The 15,303-nt window shown below is 65.7% G+C and carries 19 protein-coding genes; 6 read left to right on the plus strand and 13 right to left on the minus strand.

The window, feature by feature from the left end; genetic code table 11:
• Positions 1 to 52 precede the first annotated feature (52 nt).
• Complete coding sequence (locus AC56LW_RS07470; protein ID WP_332530164.1) at positions 53 to 376, plus strand: hypothetical protein; 324 nt, start codon at positions 53 to 55, stop codon at positions 374 to 376.
• 53 nt (positions 377 to 429) lie between these two features.
• Here AC56LW_RS07470 and AC56LW_RS07475 read toward each other — a convergent pair whose 3' ends face one another.
• Both AC56LW_RS07475 and AC56LW_RS07480 read right to left on the minus strand, forming a co-directional pair.
• Entirely contained in the window at positions 430 to 966 is a 537-nt protein-coding gene (locus AC56LW_RS07475) for a DUF2058 domain-containing protein (protein ID WP_183557442.1), read from the minus strand.
• Between the two features lie 89 nt (positions 967 to 1,055).
• Complete coding sequence (locus tag AC56LW_RS07480) at positions 1,056 to 1,466, minus strand: VOC family protein (RefSeq protein ID WP_332530165.1); 411 nt, start codon at positions 1,464 to 1,466, stop codon at positions 1,056 to 1,058.
• 112 nt (positions 1,467 to 1,578) lie between these two features.
• On the opposite strand from AC56LW_RS07480, the gene AC56LW_RS07485 reads away from it, so the two are divergent.
• Positions 1,579 to 2,244, plus strand: a complete 666-nt coding sequence (locus tag AC56LW_RS07485) for a DUF2076 domain-containing protein (protein WP_332530166.1) — start codon at positions 1,579 to 1,581, stop codon at positions 2,242 to 2,244.
• Positions 2,245 to 2,267: 23 nt separating this feature from the next.
• Here the strand turns inward: AC56LW_RS07485 and AC56LW_RS07490 are convergent, their stop codons facing one another.
• The gene (locus AC56LW_RS07490) at positions 2,268 to 3,494 is read right to left on the minus strand and encodes an MFS transporter (RefSeq protein ID WP_499633212.1); all 1,227 of its coding nucleotides are present in this window, start codon (positions 3,492 to 3,494) and stop codon (positions 2,268 to 2,270) included.
• 121 nt (positions 3,495 to 3,615) lie between these two features.
• Here AC56LW_RS07490 and AC56LW_RS07495 point away from each other — a divergent pair, with 121 nt between their 5' ends.
• A complete protein-coding gene (locus tag AC56LW_RS07495) occupies positions 3,616 to 4,308 on the plus strand; it encodes a TetR/AcrR family transcriptional regulator (protein WP_499633214.1) in 693 nt (230 codons plus the stop codon).
• On the opposite strand, the gene AC56LW_RS07500 is transcribed toward AC56LW_RS07495, so the two are convergent.
• The gene (locus tag AC56LW_RS07500) at positions 4,251 to 5,075 is read right to left on the minus strand and encodes a helix-turn-helix transcriptional regulator (protein ID WP_499633216.1); all 825 of its coding nucleotides are present in this window, start codon (positions 5,073 to 5,075) and stop codon (positions 4,251 to 4,253) included. The genes AC56LW_RS07495 and AC56LW_RS07500 overlap by 58 nt on opposite strands.
• A gap of 90 nt (positions 5,076 to 5,165) precedes the next feature.
• Here AC56LW_RS07500 and AC56LW_RS07505 point away from each other — a divergent pair, with 90 nt between their 5' ends.
• Positions 5,166 to 6,059, plus strand: coding sequence for an SDR family oxidoreductase (locus AC56LW_RS07505; protein WP_499633217.1), 894 nt, complete (start codon positions 5,166 to 5,168; stop codon positions 6,057 to 6,059).
• 13 nt (positions 6,060 to 6,072) lie between these two features.
• Here the strand turns inward: AC56LW_RS07505 and chrA are convergent, their stop codons facing one another.
• From chrA to AC56LW_RS07535, 6 genes are all read right to left on the minus strand, one after another.
• Positions 6,073 to 7,311, minus strand: a complete 1,239-nt coding sequence (gene chrA, locus AC56LW_RS07510; RefSeq protein ID WP_499633219.1) for a chromate efflux transporter — start codon at positions 7,309 to 7,311, stop codon at positions 6,073 to 6,075.
• Complete coding sequence (locus tag AC56LW_RS07515) at positions 7,311 to 8,084, minus strand: LytR/AlgR family response regulator transcription factor (RefSeq protein ID WP_258836443.1); 774 nt, start codon at positions 8,082 to 8,084, stop codon at positions 7,311 to 7,313. Before AC56LW_RS07515 ends, chrA begins: the two co-directional genes overlap by 1 nt.
• Before the next feature lie 6 nt (positions 8,085 to 8,090).
• Positions 8,091 to 8,996 (minus strand): sensor histidine kinase, encoded by a 906-nt coding sequence (locus tag AC56LW_RS07520; RefSeq protein ID WP_499633221.1) that lies wholly within the window; start codon positions 8,994 to 8,996, stop codon positions 8,091 to 8,093.
• A 3-nt stretch (positions 8,997 to 8,999) separates the two neighbouring features.
• A complete protein-coding gene (locus tag AC56LW_RS07525) occupies positions 9,000 to 9,278 on the minus strand; it encodes a hypothetical protein (protein WP_332530174.1) in 279 nt (92 codons plus the stop codon).
• Positions 9,279 to 9,439: 161 nt separating this feature from the next.
• Positions 9,440 to 10,054 carry a TonB family protein gene (locus tag AC56LW_RS07530; protein ID WP_499633222.1) on the minus strand — a complete coding sequence of 205 codons (615 nt, stop codon included), beginning with the start codon at positions 10,052 to 10,054 and terminating at the stop codon, positions 9,440 to 9,442.
• A gap of 20 nt (positions 10,055 to 10,074) precedes the next feature.
• A complete protein-coding gene (locus AC56LW_RS07535; RefSeq protein ID WP_499633224.1) occupies positions 10,075 to 10,638 on the minus strand; it encodes a GNAT family N-acetyltransferase in 564 nt (187 codons plus the stop codon).
• 126 nt (positions 10,639 to 10,764) lie between these two features.
• On the opposite strand from AC56LW_RS07535, the gene aptA reads away from it, so the two are divergent.
• Positions 10,765 to 12,057: an omega-aminotransferase AptA gene (aptA, locus tag AC56LW_RS07540; RefSeq protein WP_499633226.1), complete on the plus strand. Its 1,293-nt coding sequence runs from the start codon at positions 10,765 to 10,767 to the stop codon at positions 12,055 to 12,057.
• Positions 12,058 to 12,072: 15 nt separating this feature from the next.
• Here the strand turns inward: aptA and AC56LW_RS07545 are convergent, their stop codons facing one another.
• Both AC56LW_RS07545 and AC56LW_RS07550 read right to left on the minus strand, forming a co-directional pair.
• Entirely contained in the window at positions 12,073 to 12,453 is a 381-nt protein-coding gene (locus AC56LW_RS07545; protein ID WP_499633227.1) for a hypothetical protein, read from the minus strand.
• Between the two features lie 2 nt (positions 12,454 to 12,455).
• Positions 12,456 to 12,824, minus strand: a complete 369-nt coding sequence (locus tag AC56LW_RS07550) for a TetR/AcrR family transcriptional regulator (protein ID WP_499633229.1) — start codon at positions 12,822 to 12,824, stop codon at positions 12,456 to 12,458.
• A gap of 131 nt (positions 12,825 to 12,955) precedes the next feature.
• Between AC56LW_RS07550 and AC56LW_RS07555 the strand changes: the two genes are divergently transcribed.
• Positions 12,956 to 13,447, plus strand: a complete 492-nt coding sequence (locus tag AC56LW_RS07555; RefSeq protein ID WP_499633231.1) for a hypothetical protein — start codon at positions 12,956 to 12,958, stop codon at positions 13,445 to 13,447.
• A gap of 66 nt (positions 13,448 to 13,513) precedes the next feature.
• Here AC56LW_RS07555 and AC56LW_RS07560 read toward each other — a convergent pair whose 3' ends face one another.
• The gene (locus tag AC56LW_RS07560) at positions 13,514 to 15,271 is read right to left on the minus strand and encodes an allantoate amidohydrolase (protein WP_499633232.1); all 1,758 of its coding nucleotides are present in this window, start codon (positions 15,269 to 15,271) and stop codon (positions 13,514 to 13,516) included.
• Positions 15,272 to 15,303: the final 32 nt, after the last annotated feature.

Below are 15,303 nucleotides of genomic sequence, written 5' to 3' on the forward strand. Positions count from 1 at the left end.
CGCCAAGTTGATCACAAAGTGATTACATATACACATCGACTCGGAGCTTGTTATGAAAAAATTGATCGTTCTACTCAGTGGCGTCGTGATCGCGGCAAGTGCCGCAGCCCAGACCACCCCGACCACACCGCAGCCAGCCAAAGCAGGGTCTGCCCAGCAAAAAGCGCCGGTGATGGGTAGCGCAGACAAGCGCGCCAACCCTGCAGCTGAGCCGGAAGACAGCGCGAATTCGGTCTCGACCGATTTCCAGGGCAGCAGCAAGCAGGAAACGACGGCGGCAGGCATGGGTCAGCCGAAGAAGCAGACCGAGCGTACCTCGAGCGCAACCCGCACCGGGACTGCCACTCAGGACGTTGAAGACAAGACCAAGAAGTAAGCTAGTGCCGGAACGGCGTTGCAACGCCGTTCCAACTGCATTACAACCTACCATCACCACATCAGATCGTCCGGAATCTTGAAGTCCGCGTACGGATCGTCTTCTTCCACTTCCTGTACTTTCTTCTTGATCTGCACGACGATCGACGCATCGCGCTGGGCGATTTTTTCGCCGATGATGCGTGGCACCAGTTCGAAGCTGCCGTTCATGTGCACGATCACCAGGCGGCCTGCGACCAGGTGCTCGACGATCTGCGACGTCACGTGGATGCGCTCGATTTTGGTACCGAACGTGAAGTTGTAGGGCACGTCGCCCTTGCCCTTCGGCTGCTTGTTTTTCTGCACCATCTGCGCGATCTGCGCCAGGATGGCTTTTTGCGCAGCGGCGGCATCACGCTGCGTGTTCAGCTCGCGTGCACGCTCGGCGTTCTTGCGCTGCAGTTCGAGAGCCGCTTCGCGCGCCTCGTTGACCGACTCCACGCCCGTACGCAGCTCGTGCTTGTGCTGTTTGCTTTTTGCCTGGGTGACCTGTTTGACCTTTTTCTTGTCGACCAGGCCGGCCTTGAGTAACTGCTCTTGCAGCGAAACCATAATGTGCTTTCCCTAAATATGACGGGCCGCCCGATCATGAAGGCGGCGCAAGGGCGCTAGCATAGCAAACAAGCGCGGCCCCGAGCCAGTCAGGCAGCGCCCCACGGATCGTAGGTGCCGACCTGCCACAAATGGCCTTCCGGATCGCGGCAGGCGAATGCGCGCCCGCCCTGCGGCGCGTCGCCGATCGGCTGGGTGATCAGCGCGCCGCTGTGAATAACGCTGGCATGCACGGCGTCGGCATCGTCCACATGGAGCCAGATCGTTTGCGTCAGCAAGCCGCCTGCCTGTGCCGGTGTCGCCAGCAGGCGGCCATAGTCGTCTTCGGCATGGGTGCCGATCATCACCATGCCATCACCCAGCGTCAGCTCGGCATGCGCGACTTCGCCCTGACTGCCCGGGATGCAGCGCCGTATCGTGAAGCCGAAATTCGTGCACAGCCAGGCGAGCATGGCAGGGGTGTCGTGGTAACGCAGGCAGGGGACGACGGTGGACGGCATGGCACGCTCCTGGTTCGGTTGGTCGGAACAGCGAAGACAATCCAAAGATGCTTGAAATTTCGACAACGGGCCCACAATGTAAGCATATCGTACCTTCCAACCGGAGACCATCATGAACCCGTCAGACGAAAAAACCTTGCAGGACTTCCTGGGCCAGCTGGTCCAGGCCCGTGGCGTGACGAAAGATCCGCAAGCCGATGCGCTGATCCAGCGCGCGGTGGCCGAGCAGCCGGACGCCGCCTACCTGCTGGTGCAGCGCGCGCTGCTGGTGGAGCAGGCGCTGGGCAATGCCAAGGCGCGCATCGCCGAGCTGGAACGTCAGACCACGAAGGGCAGCGGCGGGTTCCTCGACGCGAATACGTGGGGCAATTCGGCGCGAAGCAATTCATCCACACCAGCACCGGTGCAGGGCGCAGCGCAAGGCATGGCGCCACCGACGCGCAGCGGTGGCTTCCTGGGCGGTGCCGGCGGCGGCATGCTGGGTACGATCGCGGCCACGGCGGCTGGCGTGGCAGCCGGCAGCTTCCTGTTCCATGGCATTGGCAATCTGCTCGATCACAATGATGGGGGAGCCGGCGCGGAAGGTGGCGCCAATCATCTGCTGGCCGACGCCGGGACGGGCGACGCAAACAGCGGTGGCGCACTGGCCGACCAGGCGGGCATCGGCGCCATCGACGAACCGGGCGCGGCCGACGATCCGCTGGCCGACAGCAACCATGGCGACGAGCCGAGCGGGTTCTTCGACGGCGACGGGTCGGACGAAGGCGTCTTCGGCTGATCGGCACCGTACTGCCTGACACATCAATGGCCGACGACGACCGCGCCGCCAGCCCGAGGCCCGTTCCTGAAGCCATGTGCCCGGGCTGACCAGACGATGCCCAGTGCAACGCCAAGCAGGCAGAGCAGGGCCCATGGGAAGGCGTGCGCGCCCCAGGTTTGCAGCATCACGCCACCCAGTACGCCGGCGCCGGCAATCGCACTGTTCCAGGCCACGACGTTCATCGAGAGGGCGACATCGGCGCCGGCGCCCGCACTGTCGGCCAGCGCGGTTTGCAGCAGGGTTGCGGCGCCACCAAAGGTCACGCCCCAGACTGCAGTGCCGACATAGATCGCCAGCGGATGATCGGACCAGGCAATGAACGACAGGGCGACAAGCGCGAAGGTCGCCAGGCTGGCCAGTACTGCAGTACGCAGATGGCGATCAACTGTGCGGCCTGCAATCCAGATGCCGATCAATGCCGCCAGGCCGAACACCAGCAGGATCAGGTCGACCCGGCCCTGCAAGCCGGCGTGCGCGACGAACGGCGCGATGTAGGTATAGAGAATATTGTGCGCCAGCATCCACGCAATGACCGTTGCCAGCACGGGCTTGACGCCCGGGGTGGCCAGCACGCTGCGCATGCCGACGCGTTCGCTCGCCGGCTGTCCTGCGTAATCGGGCACCACGGCAAGCACCCAGCCGATGAGCAGCACCGACAGTGCCGACATGATGCCGAACGCGCTGCGCCAGCCCAGCATATTCCCTAGCCAGGTGCCCATCGGCACACCGAGCGCGAGCGCAATCGGCGTACCGACCATCGCGATCGCCATCGCGCGGCCCTGCTGGTGCACGGCCACCATCTTGCGCGCATAGCCAGCGAGCAGACTCCACGCCAGACCTGCCGCGGCGCCAGCGAAAAAGCGCGCCGTCATCGTCAGCCAGAAGCTGGATGACAAGGCAGTCACCGAATTGAAGATGAGAAAACCGATGATCGTCAGCAGCAGGACGTTGCGCCGCCGCCAGCCGCCCGTGGCAATGGTGAGCGGGATGGCGGCCAGTACCGAGCCGAGCGCATAGGCGGTCACGGTCTGGCCTGCCATCGCCGTCGTCACGCCGAGCTCATCCGAAATATTCGGCAACAGGCCAGCTGGCAGCGTTTCGGTCGCAATACAGATGAATCCGGTCATTGCCAGGGCAAGCAACGCGGCGATGGGAAGTCGGTCGTCATCGGCCACAGTGTTTGGCGGATGGGCAGTCTTGGCGTGCATGGTGCGCTCCTTTGTAGGGTGGGAAGCGCCGCCGAAGCACCGCTCACGGCACTTATGTACCGATTGGTACGAATGTAGGCGATGCGCGCGCTGCTTGTCAATGACTTTTGTACCGACTAGTATGGAAGTATTCGACAAGGAGACTACGATGGCGCAGATGGGCCGACCCCGACAATTCGATCGCAATGCCGCGCTGACCACGGCCATGCATCTATTCTGGGAACATGGTTACGAGGCGACGTCGCTCAGCCGGCTGAAGAGCGCACTAGGTATTTCCGCGCCGAGTTTCTATGCGGCGTTCGGTTCGAAAGAAGCCCTGTTCCAGGAAACCGTGCGCTGCTATCTGAGCACGTACGGCACCGTCACCGACTGTCTGTGGGATACCGGAATGGCGCCGCGTCTGGCCATCGAGACGGCGTTGCGTCGCTCGGCCGCCATGCAGGCGGGAAGCGGCCATCCCACCGGATGCATGGTGGTGCTGGGCGTCGTGGGCACCGGCTGCGATGCCGATGCTACGCTGACTGCTGCGCTGGACGCGTCGCGCGCCCGTACCGGCGCCGGCATGCTGGCCTGCGTCGAGCGCGGCATTGCGCAAGGTGAACTGCGCTCGGATACCGAGCCTCGCGCACTGGCGACAGTGTTCGAGAGTTTTCTTCTTGGATTGACGACGCTGGCACGAGACGGCGTTTCAGCTGCGGCGATGGATGCCGCGATCACGCAGGTCCTGCGCCTGTGGGACTTGGCATGCGTGCAACCTCAGCCAGTCGATAACGCCACGATCCGCGCCGCATCCTCCGGCGTCGCCGGGTTGTAGACGACCATCGACAGGTCCGGCCGGCTATCGACGGCAAACGATAAATATTCCAGTGCGAGCCAGCCGGCCACCGGATGGCGCAACTGCTTCGTGCCTTCGCCGTAGGTGCCGACATCCCGGCTTTGCCACAGCGCGTCGAAATCCGGGCTGCGCTGGCGCAGCTCACGGACCAGCGGGTCCGAATGGACGTCGACACCAGCGCGCGTCATGTCCGCCCGGAAGGCCGCGACGACGAACCGTGCCACGCTGTCCCAGTCGCGCTGGGCGGCGCGCGTGGCGGGGTCACAAAAGATGCGGCGCAGGATGTTGCGTTGCTCGGGTGTGGCGCTGTCGTAGGCGAACACCGCCGCAGCGGCGCGGTTCCAGGCGATGACATCCCAGCTGGCGGTCTTGACGAAGGCCGGACTCGCGGGCAAGGCATCGAGTACGCGCTGGATGCGCGGCGAGATTGCCGCGTGCGGCGCATGGTGCGGGGCGGGTGGCCGGCCCAGGGCCAGCAGGAACAGGTGTTCGCGCTCAGCGCCGGTGAGCATCAGTGCGCGCGCGATGCGCCCGGCGACCTCGGCCGACGGGGCGCCGCCCCGGCCCTGTTCCAGCCAGGTGTACCAGGTGGTGCTGATGCTGGCGCGCTGCGCGACTTCTTCGCGCCGCAGGCCTGGCGTGCGTCGGCGCACGCTGCCCAGCCCGAGCGCTGCGGGATCGAGGCGGGCGCGGCGGTCTTTCAGGTAGCTGCCCAGCGGATTGTCGCGGCTCGTTGCACCATCCATCCTGTTACCTCTTATACCCGTATAAAGTCACTACTTTACCCGGATACGCAGCCCATCGATAGTGGACATCAACCCAACAAGGAGGATGTCATGCATGTATTCATTACCGGTGCGACCGGATTCGTAGGCACTGCCGTGGTACAGGATGTACTCGCCGCCGGCCATACCGTCACCGGCCTGACGCGGTCGGAAGGCGGCGCGGCGGCGCTGTCCGCGCTTGGCGTGCGGGCGTGGCGCGGCACGCTCGACGATGTCGAGGGACTGCGCGACGCAGTCGCGGCGGTCGATGGCGTAATCCATACCGCGTTCGATCACGACTTTTCACGGTACGCCGCCAACTGCGCGCAGGACCGGCGCGCGATCGAGGCACTGGGCGCGGCGCTCAAGGGCTCGAATCGTCCGTTGATCGTGACGTCAGGCATGGTGCTCGATGTGCAGGGCAGACCGGCAACCGAAGAGGATGTGACGTTCCCGCTCAGCCCGGCGTATCCGCGTGCATCGGAACATGCTGCCAGCGCGCTGGTCGCGCGCGGTGTGAATGCGTCGGTCGTGCGCCTGCCGCCATCCGTGCACGGTGAGGGCGATCACGGCCTGGTGCCGATGATGATCGGTTTCGCCCGCACGAAAAGGGTGGCGGCATTTGTCGACGATGGCGCCAACCGCTGGTCGTCGGTGCATCGTCTGGATGCCGCGCGCGTGTTTCGCCTGGCGCTCGAGCGCGCCGTCCCGGGTGCGCGCTATCACGCCGTGGCCGAGGAGGGCGTGCCGTTTCACGAGATTACAGCGGCGATCGGTCGGCGCCTGGGCGTGCCGGTGACGAGTATCGCGCGTGCTGCAGCAGCGCAGCACTTTGGCGCGCTGGCGCATTTCGCCGGCATGGACGTGCCCGCATCGTGCAGCTGGACGCGCGAGGTGCTCGATTGGCAGCCACGCCAGGGCACGCTGATGGAGGATGTCGACAGCACGCGTTATTTCCCTGCTTGATGGGAGACGCTTGTCAGACCATCGTCATCAGTACGCCGGTTGCGGCGGCCAGGGCCACGACCAGCCAGGCCGGCGCGCGCCACGTCACCAGCAGCAGGAAGCAGCCCAGCGCCACGGCGGCGTCACGCAGGTCGAGCACGGCGCTCGTCCACACGGGGTTGTACAGCGCCGCGCCGAGGATGCCCACGACGGCGGCATTCGCGCCCATGACCACGTGGCGCAGCGCGCGCTGGCGCTGCAGTCGGGCCCAGAATGGCAGCGCGCCGTAGACGAGCAACAGGCCCGGCAGGAACAATGCTACCAGCGCCACGCAGGCGCCGCCGACGGCGGTGGCGCTCATCCCGGCCTGCGCGCCAAGGAATGCGGCAAATGCAAACAGCGGCCCGGGCAGCGCCTGGGCCATCCCATACCCTGGCAGGAACGTTTCGCTGGCGATCCAGCCGCTGGCAACGGTTTCGGCCTGCAGCAACGGCAACACCACGTGCCCGCCGCCGAACACGAGCGCGCCCGACCGGTAGAAGGCGTCAAACAAGGCGAGTGGCCGGTACTGCGTGGCAGCGGCGGCGACGGGCAACAGCACGAACAGCAAACCACACAGGACCAGCGCGGCCACGCCGCCCGCCACGCGCACCGGAAACGCGAGCGGGGCAGCGCCGTGCGGGCCCTCGCCGCGGCACCAGGCCCAGCCGGCCAGCGCACCGGCCGCGATGGCAATCAACTGGCCACCGGGACCGGCAGCAACGACCACAATTGCGATGGCGGCCAGGGCAATCACCTTGCGTTGCCAGTCGGGCGTCAGCGTGCCCGCCATCCCCCACACGGCTTGCGCAACGACAGCGACCGCCACCAGTTTCAGCCCGTGCACCGCGCCAGTGGCCAGCGGGCCGGTCGTGACGGCGGCACCGAGCGCCCAGGCGAGCATCAGCAGCGCCGACGGCAGAGTAAAACCGAGCCACGCGGCGCACCCGCCCAGTACGCCCCCGCCACGCAGCACGCCCAGCGCGAAGCCGACCTGGCTCGACGCTGGCCCGGGCAGGAACTGGCACAGTGCGACCAGTTCGCCATAGCGCGCGTCGTCCAGCCAGCGGCGGCGCAGGACGAATTCGTTGCGGAAGTAGCCCAGGTGGGCGATCGGCCCGCCGAACGAGCGCAGGCCCAGCATCAGGAAGATCCGGAAGATGGCGAACAGCGAACTGGCGCCTGCGCCATCGGCAGCAGCGTCGGTCGTTGGGGCAGTTTGATCGTGCAACATTACATCTGCTGGAACAGCGTACTGTGATTGCGGCTCACTTCGAGTGCCTCGGGATAGCCGTGCAGCGTGAGCATCTGCCGGCCACGCAGGTCGCGTCGCACTTCGGCGATCGCATCGACGCGCACCAGCGTCGAGCGGTGGATGCGCCAGAATTCGTCCGGGTCGAGCGCTTCTTCGAGTTCCTTGAGCGTCTTGCGGATCAGGTGCTGGGCGGTGGCCGTCTGCACCCGCGTGTACTTGTCGTCGGACTGGAAAAACAGCACCTCGGACGTCGCGACCATGCGCAGGCTCGTGCCCGACTGGGCCTGGATCCAGCGCAGATACGATGGTTTTGACGAGGGCGCCGCGCGACCCAGCAGCTGGTCGCCCAGTTGCGCCAGCCGGGCCAGCTGGGCGCCGATGTCCTGCGGCTTGTGCTCGAGCTGGCGGCGCAGGCGCGCCACCGTGGTATCGAGCCGCGCCAGTGTCACGGGCTTGAGCAGGTAATCGATCGCGCCGTGCTCGAATGCCTCGACCGCGTACTGGTCGTAGGCGGTCGCAAATACGATGTGGCAGTCGGCGTACAACTGCCTTGCCGCGTCGATGCCGCCCATGCCCGGCATGCGGATGTCGAGGAACGCGATGTCCGGCTTGTGCTGCGCCGCCAGCGCCACCGCCTCGACGCCGTTGGCGGCTTCGGCGACAATGCGCAGCTCGGGCCACGCCTCGTGCAGGCGCGAGCGCAACTGGTCGCGCATCAGGGCTTCGTCATCGGCAATCAGGGCAGTGGGCATGGATGGTCAACCGTCTTCGGTCATCCGGTACGGCAGGCGAATCGACACGCAGGCGCCCCCCGTTGCAGGCGCTTCGATCACGAGTTCGGCCGACGTGCCGTACAACAGCGCCAGGCGTTCACGGATATTCGCCAGGCCCACGCCGCTGCCGGCATGCAGGTTGAAGCCGACGCCGTCGTCGAGGACATCGACATGCAGCGTGGCGCCTTCGACCCGCGAGCGCACGACGATCGTGCCGCCCGCAACCTTGGGCTCGAGTCCGTGCTTGATTGCGTTCTCGATCAGCGTCTGCAGCATCATCGGCGGGAACGGCGCGCTGCCCAGAAAATCGGGCACCTCGAAGCGGACCTGGAGCCGTTCTTTCATGCGCGCCTGCATGATGGCGAGGTAGGCGCGCGAGAGTTCGACCTGCTTGCCCAGCGTGCCGCCGGTGCCGCCTTTGCCCATCGCCCCGCGCATCTGCGGCAGCGACGCGCGCAGGTATTCGATCAGGTGGCCGTGCACGCGCGCGGCTTCCTTCGGATCGGTTTCGATCAGCTGACCGATCAGCGCCAGTGTGTTGAACAGGAAGTGTGGCTCGACCTGGGCCTGGAGCGTGGCCATCTGCGCCTCGGTCAGGCGCCGTTCGAGATTGGCCACGTCGGCCTTGCTCGACGCGTCGCGCGCCAGTAGTTCGGCGCGGCGCTTGCCGCCGGCGAGTACCTTCACGCCAAACGAGACCAGGATGAACCAGATCGCCGGTTCAACCAGGTTGACGAACAGGCCGGCGACGAAGCTCAGGAACCAGACCAGGTAGAGCTGGCGCCATTCGATCAGCGCGAGCCAGTCGAAGAAGCGCCACCACAGGGCGCCCGCTTCGCGCATGGCGTCGCGCACGAAGTCGAGCGCCCGGTTGATCTGGACCGCTGCCATCGCTTATTCTCCGCTCGTGTGGCGCAGGCGGCGCTGTGGGCGGCCAAACACGGCCACGGCGACGAACTTCAGTACCAGCAGGCCAACGAACAGGGCCAGCACGATCGGCACGATGGTGACCAGCGCGGCGAGGGCGATCGCGAGCACCAGCAGCACTGGCCACGGCATGCGGGTCAGGTAGCGCGCGCCGGATTTGGCCAGGCGCCAGGTGGTGCGGCCGGCCACTTCGGCATTGCGCAGGATCGACTGGAAACGGCTGGCGGGCGTATGAATGGTTTTCACGTGCAGTCCTTTCAAAGAGTAATGACCCTACTGTAGGTATGCAACCGGCCCACGCCAAGGGCGATCCGACGAACGGTGCGATTTCTGGGGCGAGCGGTCGTCAGCGTGGATGAGCGGGGCACGGTTTTGTGTGTCAATACGGCGGCGCTGAACGATGGGTGTTACGGCGCGATGAGCTTGAGCGCTTCCTGGCGCATCACGTCGAGCATCCCAGCCTGTGGCGTGCGCGCGCAGCCGGCCAGTGTCGCGTCGAACAGCGTGTCGGCCGGCGGAAAGGTGCGGCGTTCGCCTTCGCGTTGAAAGCTGTAGATCAGTTTGCCGACGCTCTCGTAGAACACCGGCAGTTCGCGCAGGCTGCGCTCCGGGAACGTCGCGCTGTGGTAGGCCACGTCGACGTTCAGGTCGGCGCAGGTCTTGGTAGCGATGGTCCCGGTGTGATCCTTGCGGAAGCGGTACGTGACCGTGCCGCTGGGGGCGCCATCCACGCTCGTGATGTCGAGTTGCCTTGCCATGCCGAGGGCCAGCGCGTCAAGGTCAGCCGAGCGCGATGAAGCGCGCACCGTCGCTGCGGCCTTGCGGCCCCGCGTGCCGGGCGTGAGTTCGATCATGACCATGCCCTGGACGCCGCGCCGCACGAGTGCCTGCGGATAGCTGGCGTCGCTGGCGTAGATCGTGATGTCGCGCCAGGCCGGCACCGTGGCCTGCGCCGCGACCGATTGCGGGGCCAGCCCAAGAACCCCAAGCGCCAGGGCCGAACACGCTGCGATGGTTTTCATGGGAGGCCTTTGCATCGTCGTCAGGACGCCTTGCGCTCGTTCCAGTAATCGCGCAGCAGGCCGTAGAACACGGTGTCGGCGTATTCGCCGTGCACGCGCCAGCGCTGCGGCATGAAGCCTTCCTTGCGAAAACCGAGTTTTTCCAGCACGTGGGCGGACGCGTCGTTGCGCGGGTCGATGTCGGCCTCGACCCGGTTGATGCCGACTTCGTTGAAGCCGTGATCGAGCACGGCTTCGATCGCTTCGCTGGCGTAGCCATTGCCCCAGTGGCCGCTGGCGATGGCGTAGCCCAGTTCGCAGCGGTTGTACTGGTTGTAGAAGTGGTGCAGGGCGACGGTGCCGATCACTTCACGGCTGCCCGCCAGCTCGATGGCAAAGCGCAGCTCGGTCTCGTCGCGGTAGGCTTCGAGGGCGCGCGCGATGGCAGTCTCGGCCATCGAGATGTCGGTCCACGGCTCGGCGCTCCAGTAGCGCACGACGGCAGGGTCGGAAAAAATGGCATACAAGGCCCGTGCATCGGTGGCGGCCAGCGGGCGCAGCATCAGGCGTTGGGTGGTCAGTACAGGGGTGATATAAGTCGACATGGGTTTGCATTGTCATAGTTGTAAGCGTTAGCATACCATCGACTCGGGGCGTACAGACAAACGCCGCACTGTTGACCATTGCCATCGAGGCAGGAGATCGTCATGCACCAGGCCAGGCCCAGCACCATGGCATCCTTCTGGATGCCCTTCACGAACAACCGCGACTTCAAACGCGACCCGCGCCTGCTGGTCTCGGCCGAAGGCATGTACTACCGCGACTTCGATGGCAATCAGGTGCTCGACGGCGCCGCCGGCCTGTGGTGCGTGCCGTGCGGCCACGGCCAGCCGAGGATCGCGGCGGCGATTGCGCAGATGGCCGGCCAGCTCGACTTCGCGCCCACGTTCCAGATGGGGCATCCGGGCGCGTTCGAACTGGCCGAACGGCTGATCGACTTTAGCGGAGGCCGTTTCTCCCACGTGTTCTATACCAACTCCGGTTCGGAGGCGGTCGACACCGCACTCAAGATCGCGCTGGCCTACCACCGGCTGCGCGGCGAAGGCGGGCGCACGCGTTTGATCGGCCGCGAGCGCGGCTACCACGGCGTGGGCTTCGGCGGGCTGTCGGTCGGCGGCATCGGCGCCAACCGCAAGGCGTTCGGCCCGCTGCTGCCGGGTGTCGACCATCTGCGCCACACGCACGACCCCGAGCGCAACGCCTTCGCGCGCGGCGAGCCCGAACACGGCGCCGAGCTGGCCGACGACCTCGAACGCATGCTGCTGCTGCACGATCCGTCGACGATCGCCGCCGTGATCGTCGAACCGGTGGCCGGTTCGACCGGTGTGCTGATTCCGCCCAAGGGCTATCTGGCGCGGCTGCGCGCGATCTGCGACCGGCACGGCATCCTGCTCATCTTCGATGAAGTCATCACGGGTTTCGGCCGACTGACCACGCCGTTTGCGGGCGACTGGTTCGGCGTCGAACCCGACATGATGACGACCGCGAAAGGCATCACCAATGGCGCCGTGCCAATGGGCGCCGTGTTTTCCAAGGGCTTCATCCACGACGCGTTCATGGACGCGCCGCCCGGCATCGAGCTGTTTCACGGTTATACCTATTCGGGCCACCCGCTGGCGTGCGCCGCGGCGCTGGCCACGCTCGACGTGTTTGCCGAGCAGGGCATATTGGCCAATGCGGCGGCCATCCAGCCGTATTTCGAAGAAGCGCTGCAATCGCTGCGCGGCCTGCCGCACGTGATCGACCTGCGCTCGCTCGGCATCATCGCCGGCATCGAGCTGGCCCCGATCCCGGGCCAGCCGGGCGCGCGCGGCTATGCGGCCCTCAAGGCGGCGTTCGCCGAGGGTCTGTTGATCCGCACGACGGGCGATATCATCGCGCTGTCGCCGCCGCTGGTCATGGGGCGCCAGCACGTGGATGAATTGTTCGGCAAGCTCGCTGCGGTGCTGAAACGGCTGGCTTGATGGCGCTGGCGCAGGTCAGCCCGGATTGGTGCCAAGGCGCGCGACCGCAGCATTGATGCGCGCCGCCTCGGCATGGGCATCAGGCACGCCGACGACCAGCCGTGTCCATTCATTGCCCGCCAGTTCGATGACGATGGTGTGGAGCTTGCGCCGCGTGAAGACGAATTGTCTGTCGCCCGCCTTGAGGAAGGTTCCGGCTGCGACAATAAATGGAACATGCGTTCCGGGAAGGCGCAGGCCCAGCTTGAAACCGCTTGCTCCACCAAAATTGGGGTCTTCGGTCGCGCCGCGTACCTGCTGCAGGGGAACGCGTACGTCAGGGTGCAGTGCCATCAGTTTTTCCCATTTGCCCAGATGAACGATGAGCTCCCTGTCGGTCAGTTCCAGTCGTGGCATTGTCATTCCTTGCGTGGTAGATGGTCGAGTAAACGGGAGCCCAGCAATTCTGCTGCGTTTGATGCATGTGCCGCCAATGCACAACGACACAGTTCGGCGACGGGGAGGTCGAAGCTTGCCAGTTCCCGCAACGCCGTGATCATCAGATCCAGCGATGCGCCATCGCTTGCCCAGTTGCCGGCCAGCGTCTTTTGCAATACTTTTTCAAAGAGACCCCGCTTGGAACCGAAAGCTTTGTAGAGGCTGCCCCGTTGCAGTCCTGTCGCTTCGACGAGATCGTCGATCGAGCACGCTGTATAGCCGAGGCGGCCGAACACCGCCGCCGCGCTGTCGATGACATCTTCTTCGACGAAATTTCTCGGGCGGGCCATGGGACAGGATCGGGTGCTGAAAGGTTATAAGATAATCACAATGTAAGGATACTTGAACGATCAGTCAAGAATCATCAACGGATCGTGCCTTACCGGTCGATTCATTGTTACCTCGAACAGGCACGCTTCATATGAAGAAATCATTTCGCACCATCGGCATCCTCGCGTTGCTGGCACTCGGCGCCTGTGCCCAGGATCGGCACCCGGTCGATCGCCAGCTGTCGCAACTGCGTCCCGACGCCGTCATGCCGCTGGTGGGTCTGGCGTGGCCTGCCGGGACCTTGCTGTGTCCGCTAACGCCTTACCAAAGTAGAGTTCCTGACGGTACTCTCGTGGCGGCACGCGTGAATGACTATTTGAAGCGCAAGCAATTTGTTGGCGATGAAAGTCACTGGTCGCTGGTCGTCGTCAAGCCGGCGCTGGCGGGTGACGACGGTATCGAGCATTTACTGTTCAAGCGCGGGAACTATGACGTGGTGACGGAAGAGAAGCGCGTTGCGGAGGCTGCCAAGGCGCAGTCCCGGACATTCACGCAGCAAGCATGTGTGCCGGTGGAACAGGCCCGCGTGCTGGTGACACGTGATCGGTCGCAACGCAACCTCGTCAGTTTTGGAACGTCTTGAGCACGGCGCTGCACGCAGAACATGCTGGTGGCTTGCTCAAGATGGGGCGCAAGCTTGACGTCGCTGTCAACTGCGCGCTTGAATGAAACGTCCAAGGAAGTCCAGCAGCACCCGCCCCGCGATATCGGCATCATCGGCCGTCATCGTCTCGAGCGGATTGTGGCTGATCCCGCCGTTGCCGCAGCGGACAAACAGCATCGCCACGTCGGTCAATTCTGCCATGCGCATGGCGTCGTGACCGGCGCCGGATGGCAGGTCGAAGCGGGGCAGGCCGGCACGTTCGACCGCGGCGCCCAGCTGCGCCATCAGGCGCGGCGCGCAGGGTACGGCGTCAATCTCCAGCAGCTTGACCAGCCGCTCGCCGATGCCGCGCGCGGCGCAGATGGCGCTGATACCGGCCAGGATATCGGCCACTGCGGCCAGGCGCACCGCATCGTCGGCGGCGCGTATATCAAGGGACAGGCGGCACGCGCCGGGGATCACGTTGACCGAGCCGCCCGGCACCTCGAGCTGGCCGACCGTGCCGACCAGGGCCGAGCCCTGGCGGCAGCGCGCTTCCACCAGCAGCACGATCTCTGCGGCAGCAGCGGCCGCATCGCGCCGCATGCCCATCGGCGTGGTGCCCGCGTGGCTGGCCACGCCGCGCAGTTCGACGATATGGCGCGAGCTGCCGGCAATCGCGTTCACCACGCCCAGTGGCAGGCCCCGTTCGAGCAGCACCGGGCCTTGTTCGATATGGACTTCGACAAAGCCGAGGAACGACGCAGGATCGCGTGCGATGGCGGCGATGTGCGCAGGATCGTGGCCAGCCTGCGCCAGCGCGTCCCCGAGCGTAACGCCGTCGCTGTCGACCGCGCTTAATAAACCCATGTCGAAGCTGCCCGCAACGGCGCTGCTGCCCAGGAACGTGCTGCGGAAACGCACGCCTTCTTCTTCGGCAAACGCGATTACCTCCAGGTCGTACGGCAGGCGCTGGCCGCGCGCATGCAGGTCGGCGACGACGGCGATCGGCAGCAGGATGCCCAGGCGCCCGTCGTACTTGCCGCCATCGCGCACGGTGTCGTAGTGCGAACCCGTCGCCAGCGTTTTTGCGCCCGGCTGCGCGGCAGCGTAGCGGCCGACGACATTGCCCACCGCGTCAATGTGGACCGTCATGCCAGCATCGCGCATCCAGCCGGCGATGCACGCGGCGGTGCGCTGGTGGGCCGGCGTCATGTAGGCGCAGGTCAGGTTCGTCTCAACGTCGCTGATGGCGCCCAGCGCTTCGCACCAGTCCATCACGCGCGCGCCAAGCGACGGTGTCACGCCCAGCAGCGCGTTCAGGCGAATCTCGGCGATGCGGTGCACCTGGCGCAGCGCCTCGCGCAGCTCGTCGCCACGTGCATTGCCGATGCGCCGCTCGAAAGTGGCGATGATGGCCTGGCGCGACAGGCCGTGGCCGGTCGGCCCCTTGACCGCAAGGATGAACGGAAAGCCGAAGCGGCCGTTGTAGTCGGCATTGAGCGCGTGCAGCTGCGCGTACTCGTGCGGCGTGCAGCGGTCCAGTCCCGAACTGGCTTGCTCGCTCGTGGATTCGGCGGTCAGGGCGCCGGCGATCGCGGCCTTGCCGGCCAGTTCCGGGTGGGCGCGCAGCAGCGCCAGTTGTTCGTCGATGCTGGCCGCGTCCACCACCGACTGCAAGGCGCGCTTGAGCGCAGCCAGGCTGGCGAACGGGCGGGCCTGCGCTGCGCGCGCGGCGATCCAGGGCGAATGTTCGTAGATGCCGCGCAGGGCCTCGACAAAGCCGCTGGCCTCGCATGCGTTCAGCGTCGCGATCGTGGTCATGTGCGCTCCATGGTGGTCAAGCGGTCGATCAT

The organism is Telluria sp. LT2P80 (assembly GCF_059685955.1).

What these genes read in the sequence shown, in the direction of transcription:
- AC56LW_RS07470 (WP_332530164.1), top strand. Translation starts at nt 53, where the DNA reads ATGAAAAAATTGATCGTTCTACTCAGTGGCGTCGTGATCGCGGCAAGT.
- AC56LW_RS07475 (WP_183557442.1), bottom strand. Translation starts at nt 966, where the DNA reads ATGGTTTCGCTGCAAGAGCAGTTACTCAAGGCCGGCCTGGTCGACAAG.
- AC56LW_RS07480 (WP_332530165.1), bottom strand. Translation starts at nt 1,466, where the DNA reads ATGCCGTCCACCGTCGTCCCCTGCCTGCGTTACCACGACACCCCTGCC.
- AC56LW_RS07485 (WP_332530166.1), top strand. Translation starts at nt 1,579, where the DNA reads ATGAACCCGTCAGACGAAAAAACCTTGCAGGACTTCCTGGGCCAGCTG.
- AC56LW_RS07490 (WP_499633212.1), bottom strand. Translation starts at nt 3,494, where the DNA reads ATGCACGCCAAGACTGCCCATCCGCCAAACACTGTGGCCGATGACGAC.
- AC56LW_RS07495 (WP_499633214.1), top strand. Translation starts at nt 3,616, where the DNA reads ATGGAAGTATTCGACAAGGAGACTACGATGGCGCAGATGGGCCGACCC.
- AC56LW_RS07500 (WP_499633216.1), bottom strand. Translation starts at nt 5,075, where the DNA reads ATGGATGGTGCAACGAGCCGCGACAATCCGCTGGGCAGCTACCTGAAA.
- AC56LW_RS07505 (WP_499633217.1), top strand. Translation starts at nt 5,166, where the DNA reads ATGCATGTATTCATTACCGGTGCGACCGGATTCGTAGGCACTGCCGTG.
- chrA (WP_499633219.1), bottom strand. Translation starts at nt 7,311, where the DNA reads ATGTTGCACGATCAAACTGCCCCAACGACCGACGCTGCTGCCGATGGC.
- AC56LW_RS07515 (WP_258836443.1), bottom strand. Translation starts at nt 8,084, where the DNA reads ATGCCCACTGCCCTGATTGCCGATGACGAAGCCCTGATGCGCGACCAG.
- AC56LW_RS07520 (WP_499633221.1), bottom strand. Translation starts at nt 8,996, where the DNA reads ATGGCAGCGGTCCAGATCAACCGGGCGCTCGACTTCGTGCGCGACGCC.
- AC56LW_RS07530 (WP_499633222.1), bottom strand. Translation starts at nt 10,054, where the DNA reads ATGAAAACCATCGCAGCGTGTTCGGCCCTGGCGCTTGGGGTTCTTGGG.
- AC56LW_RS07535 (WP_499633224.1), bottom strand. Translation starts at nt 10,638, where the DNA reads ATGTCGACTTATATCACCCCTGTACTGACCACCCAACGCCTGATGCTG.
- aptA (WP_499633226.1), top strand. Translation starts at nt 10,765, where the DNA reads ATGGCATCCTTCTGGATGCCCTTCACGAACAACCGCGACTTCAAACGC.
- AC56LW_RS07545 (WP_499633227.1), bottom strand. Translation starts at nt 12,453, where the DNA reads ATGCCACGACTGGAACTGACCGACAGGGAGCTCATCGTTCATCTGGGC.
- AC56LW_RS07550 (WP_499633229.1), bottom strand. Translation starts at nt 12,824, where the DNA reads ATGGCCCGCCCGAGAAATTTCGTCGAAGAAGATGTCATCGACAGCGCG.
- AC56LW_RS07555 (WP_499633231.1), top strand. Translation starts at nt 12,956, where the DNA reads ATGAAGAAATCATTTCGCACCATCGGCATCCTCGCGTTGCTGGCACTC.
- AC56LW_RS07560 (WP_499633232.1), bottom strand. Translation starts at nt 15,271, where the DNA reads ATGACCACGATCGCGACGCTGAACGCATGCGAGGCCAGCGGCTTTGTC.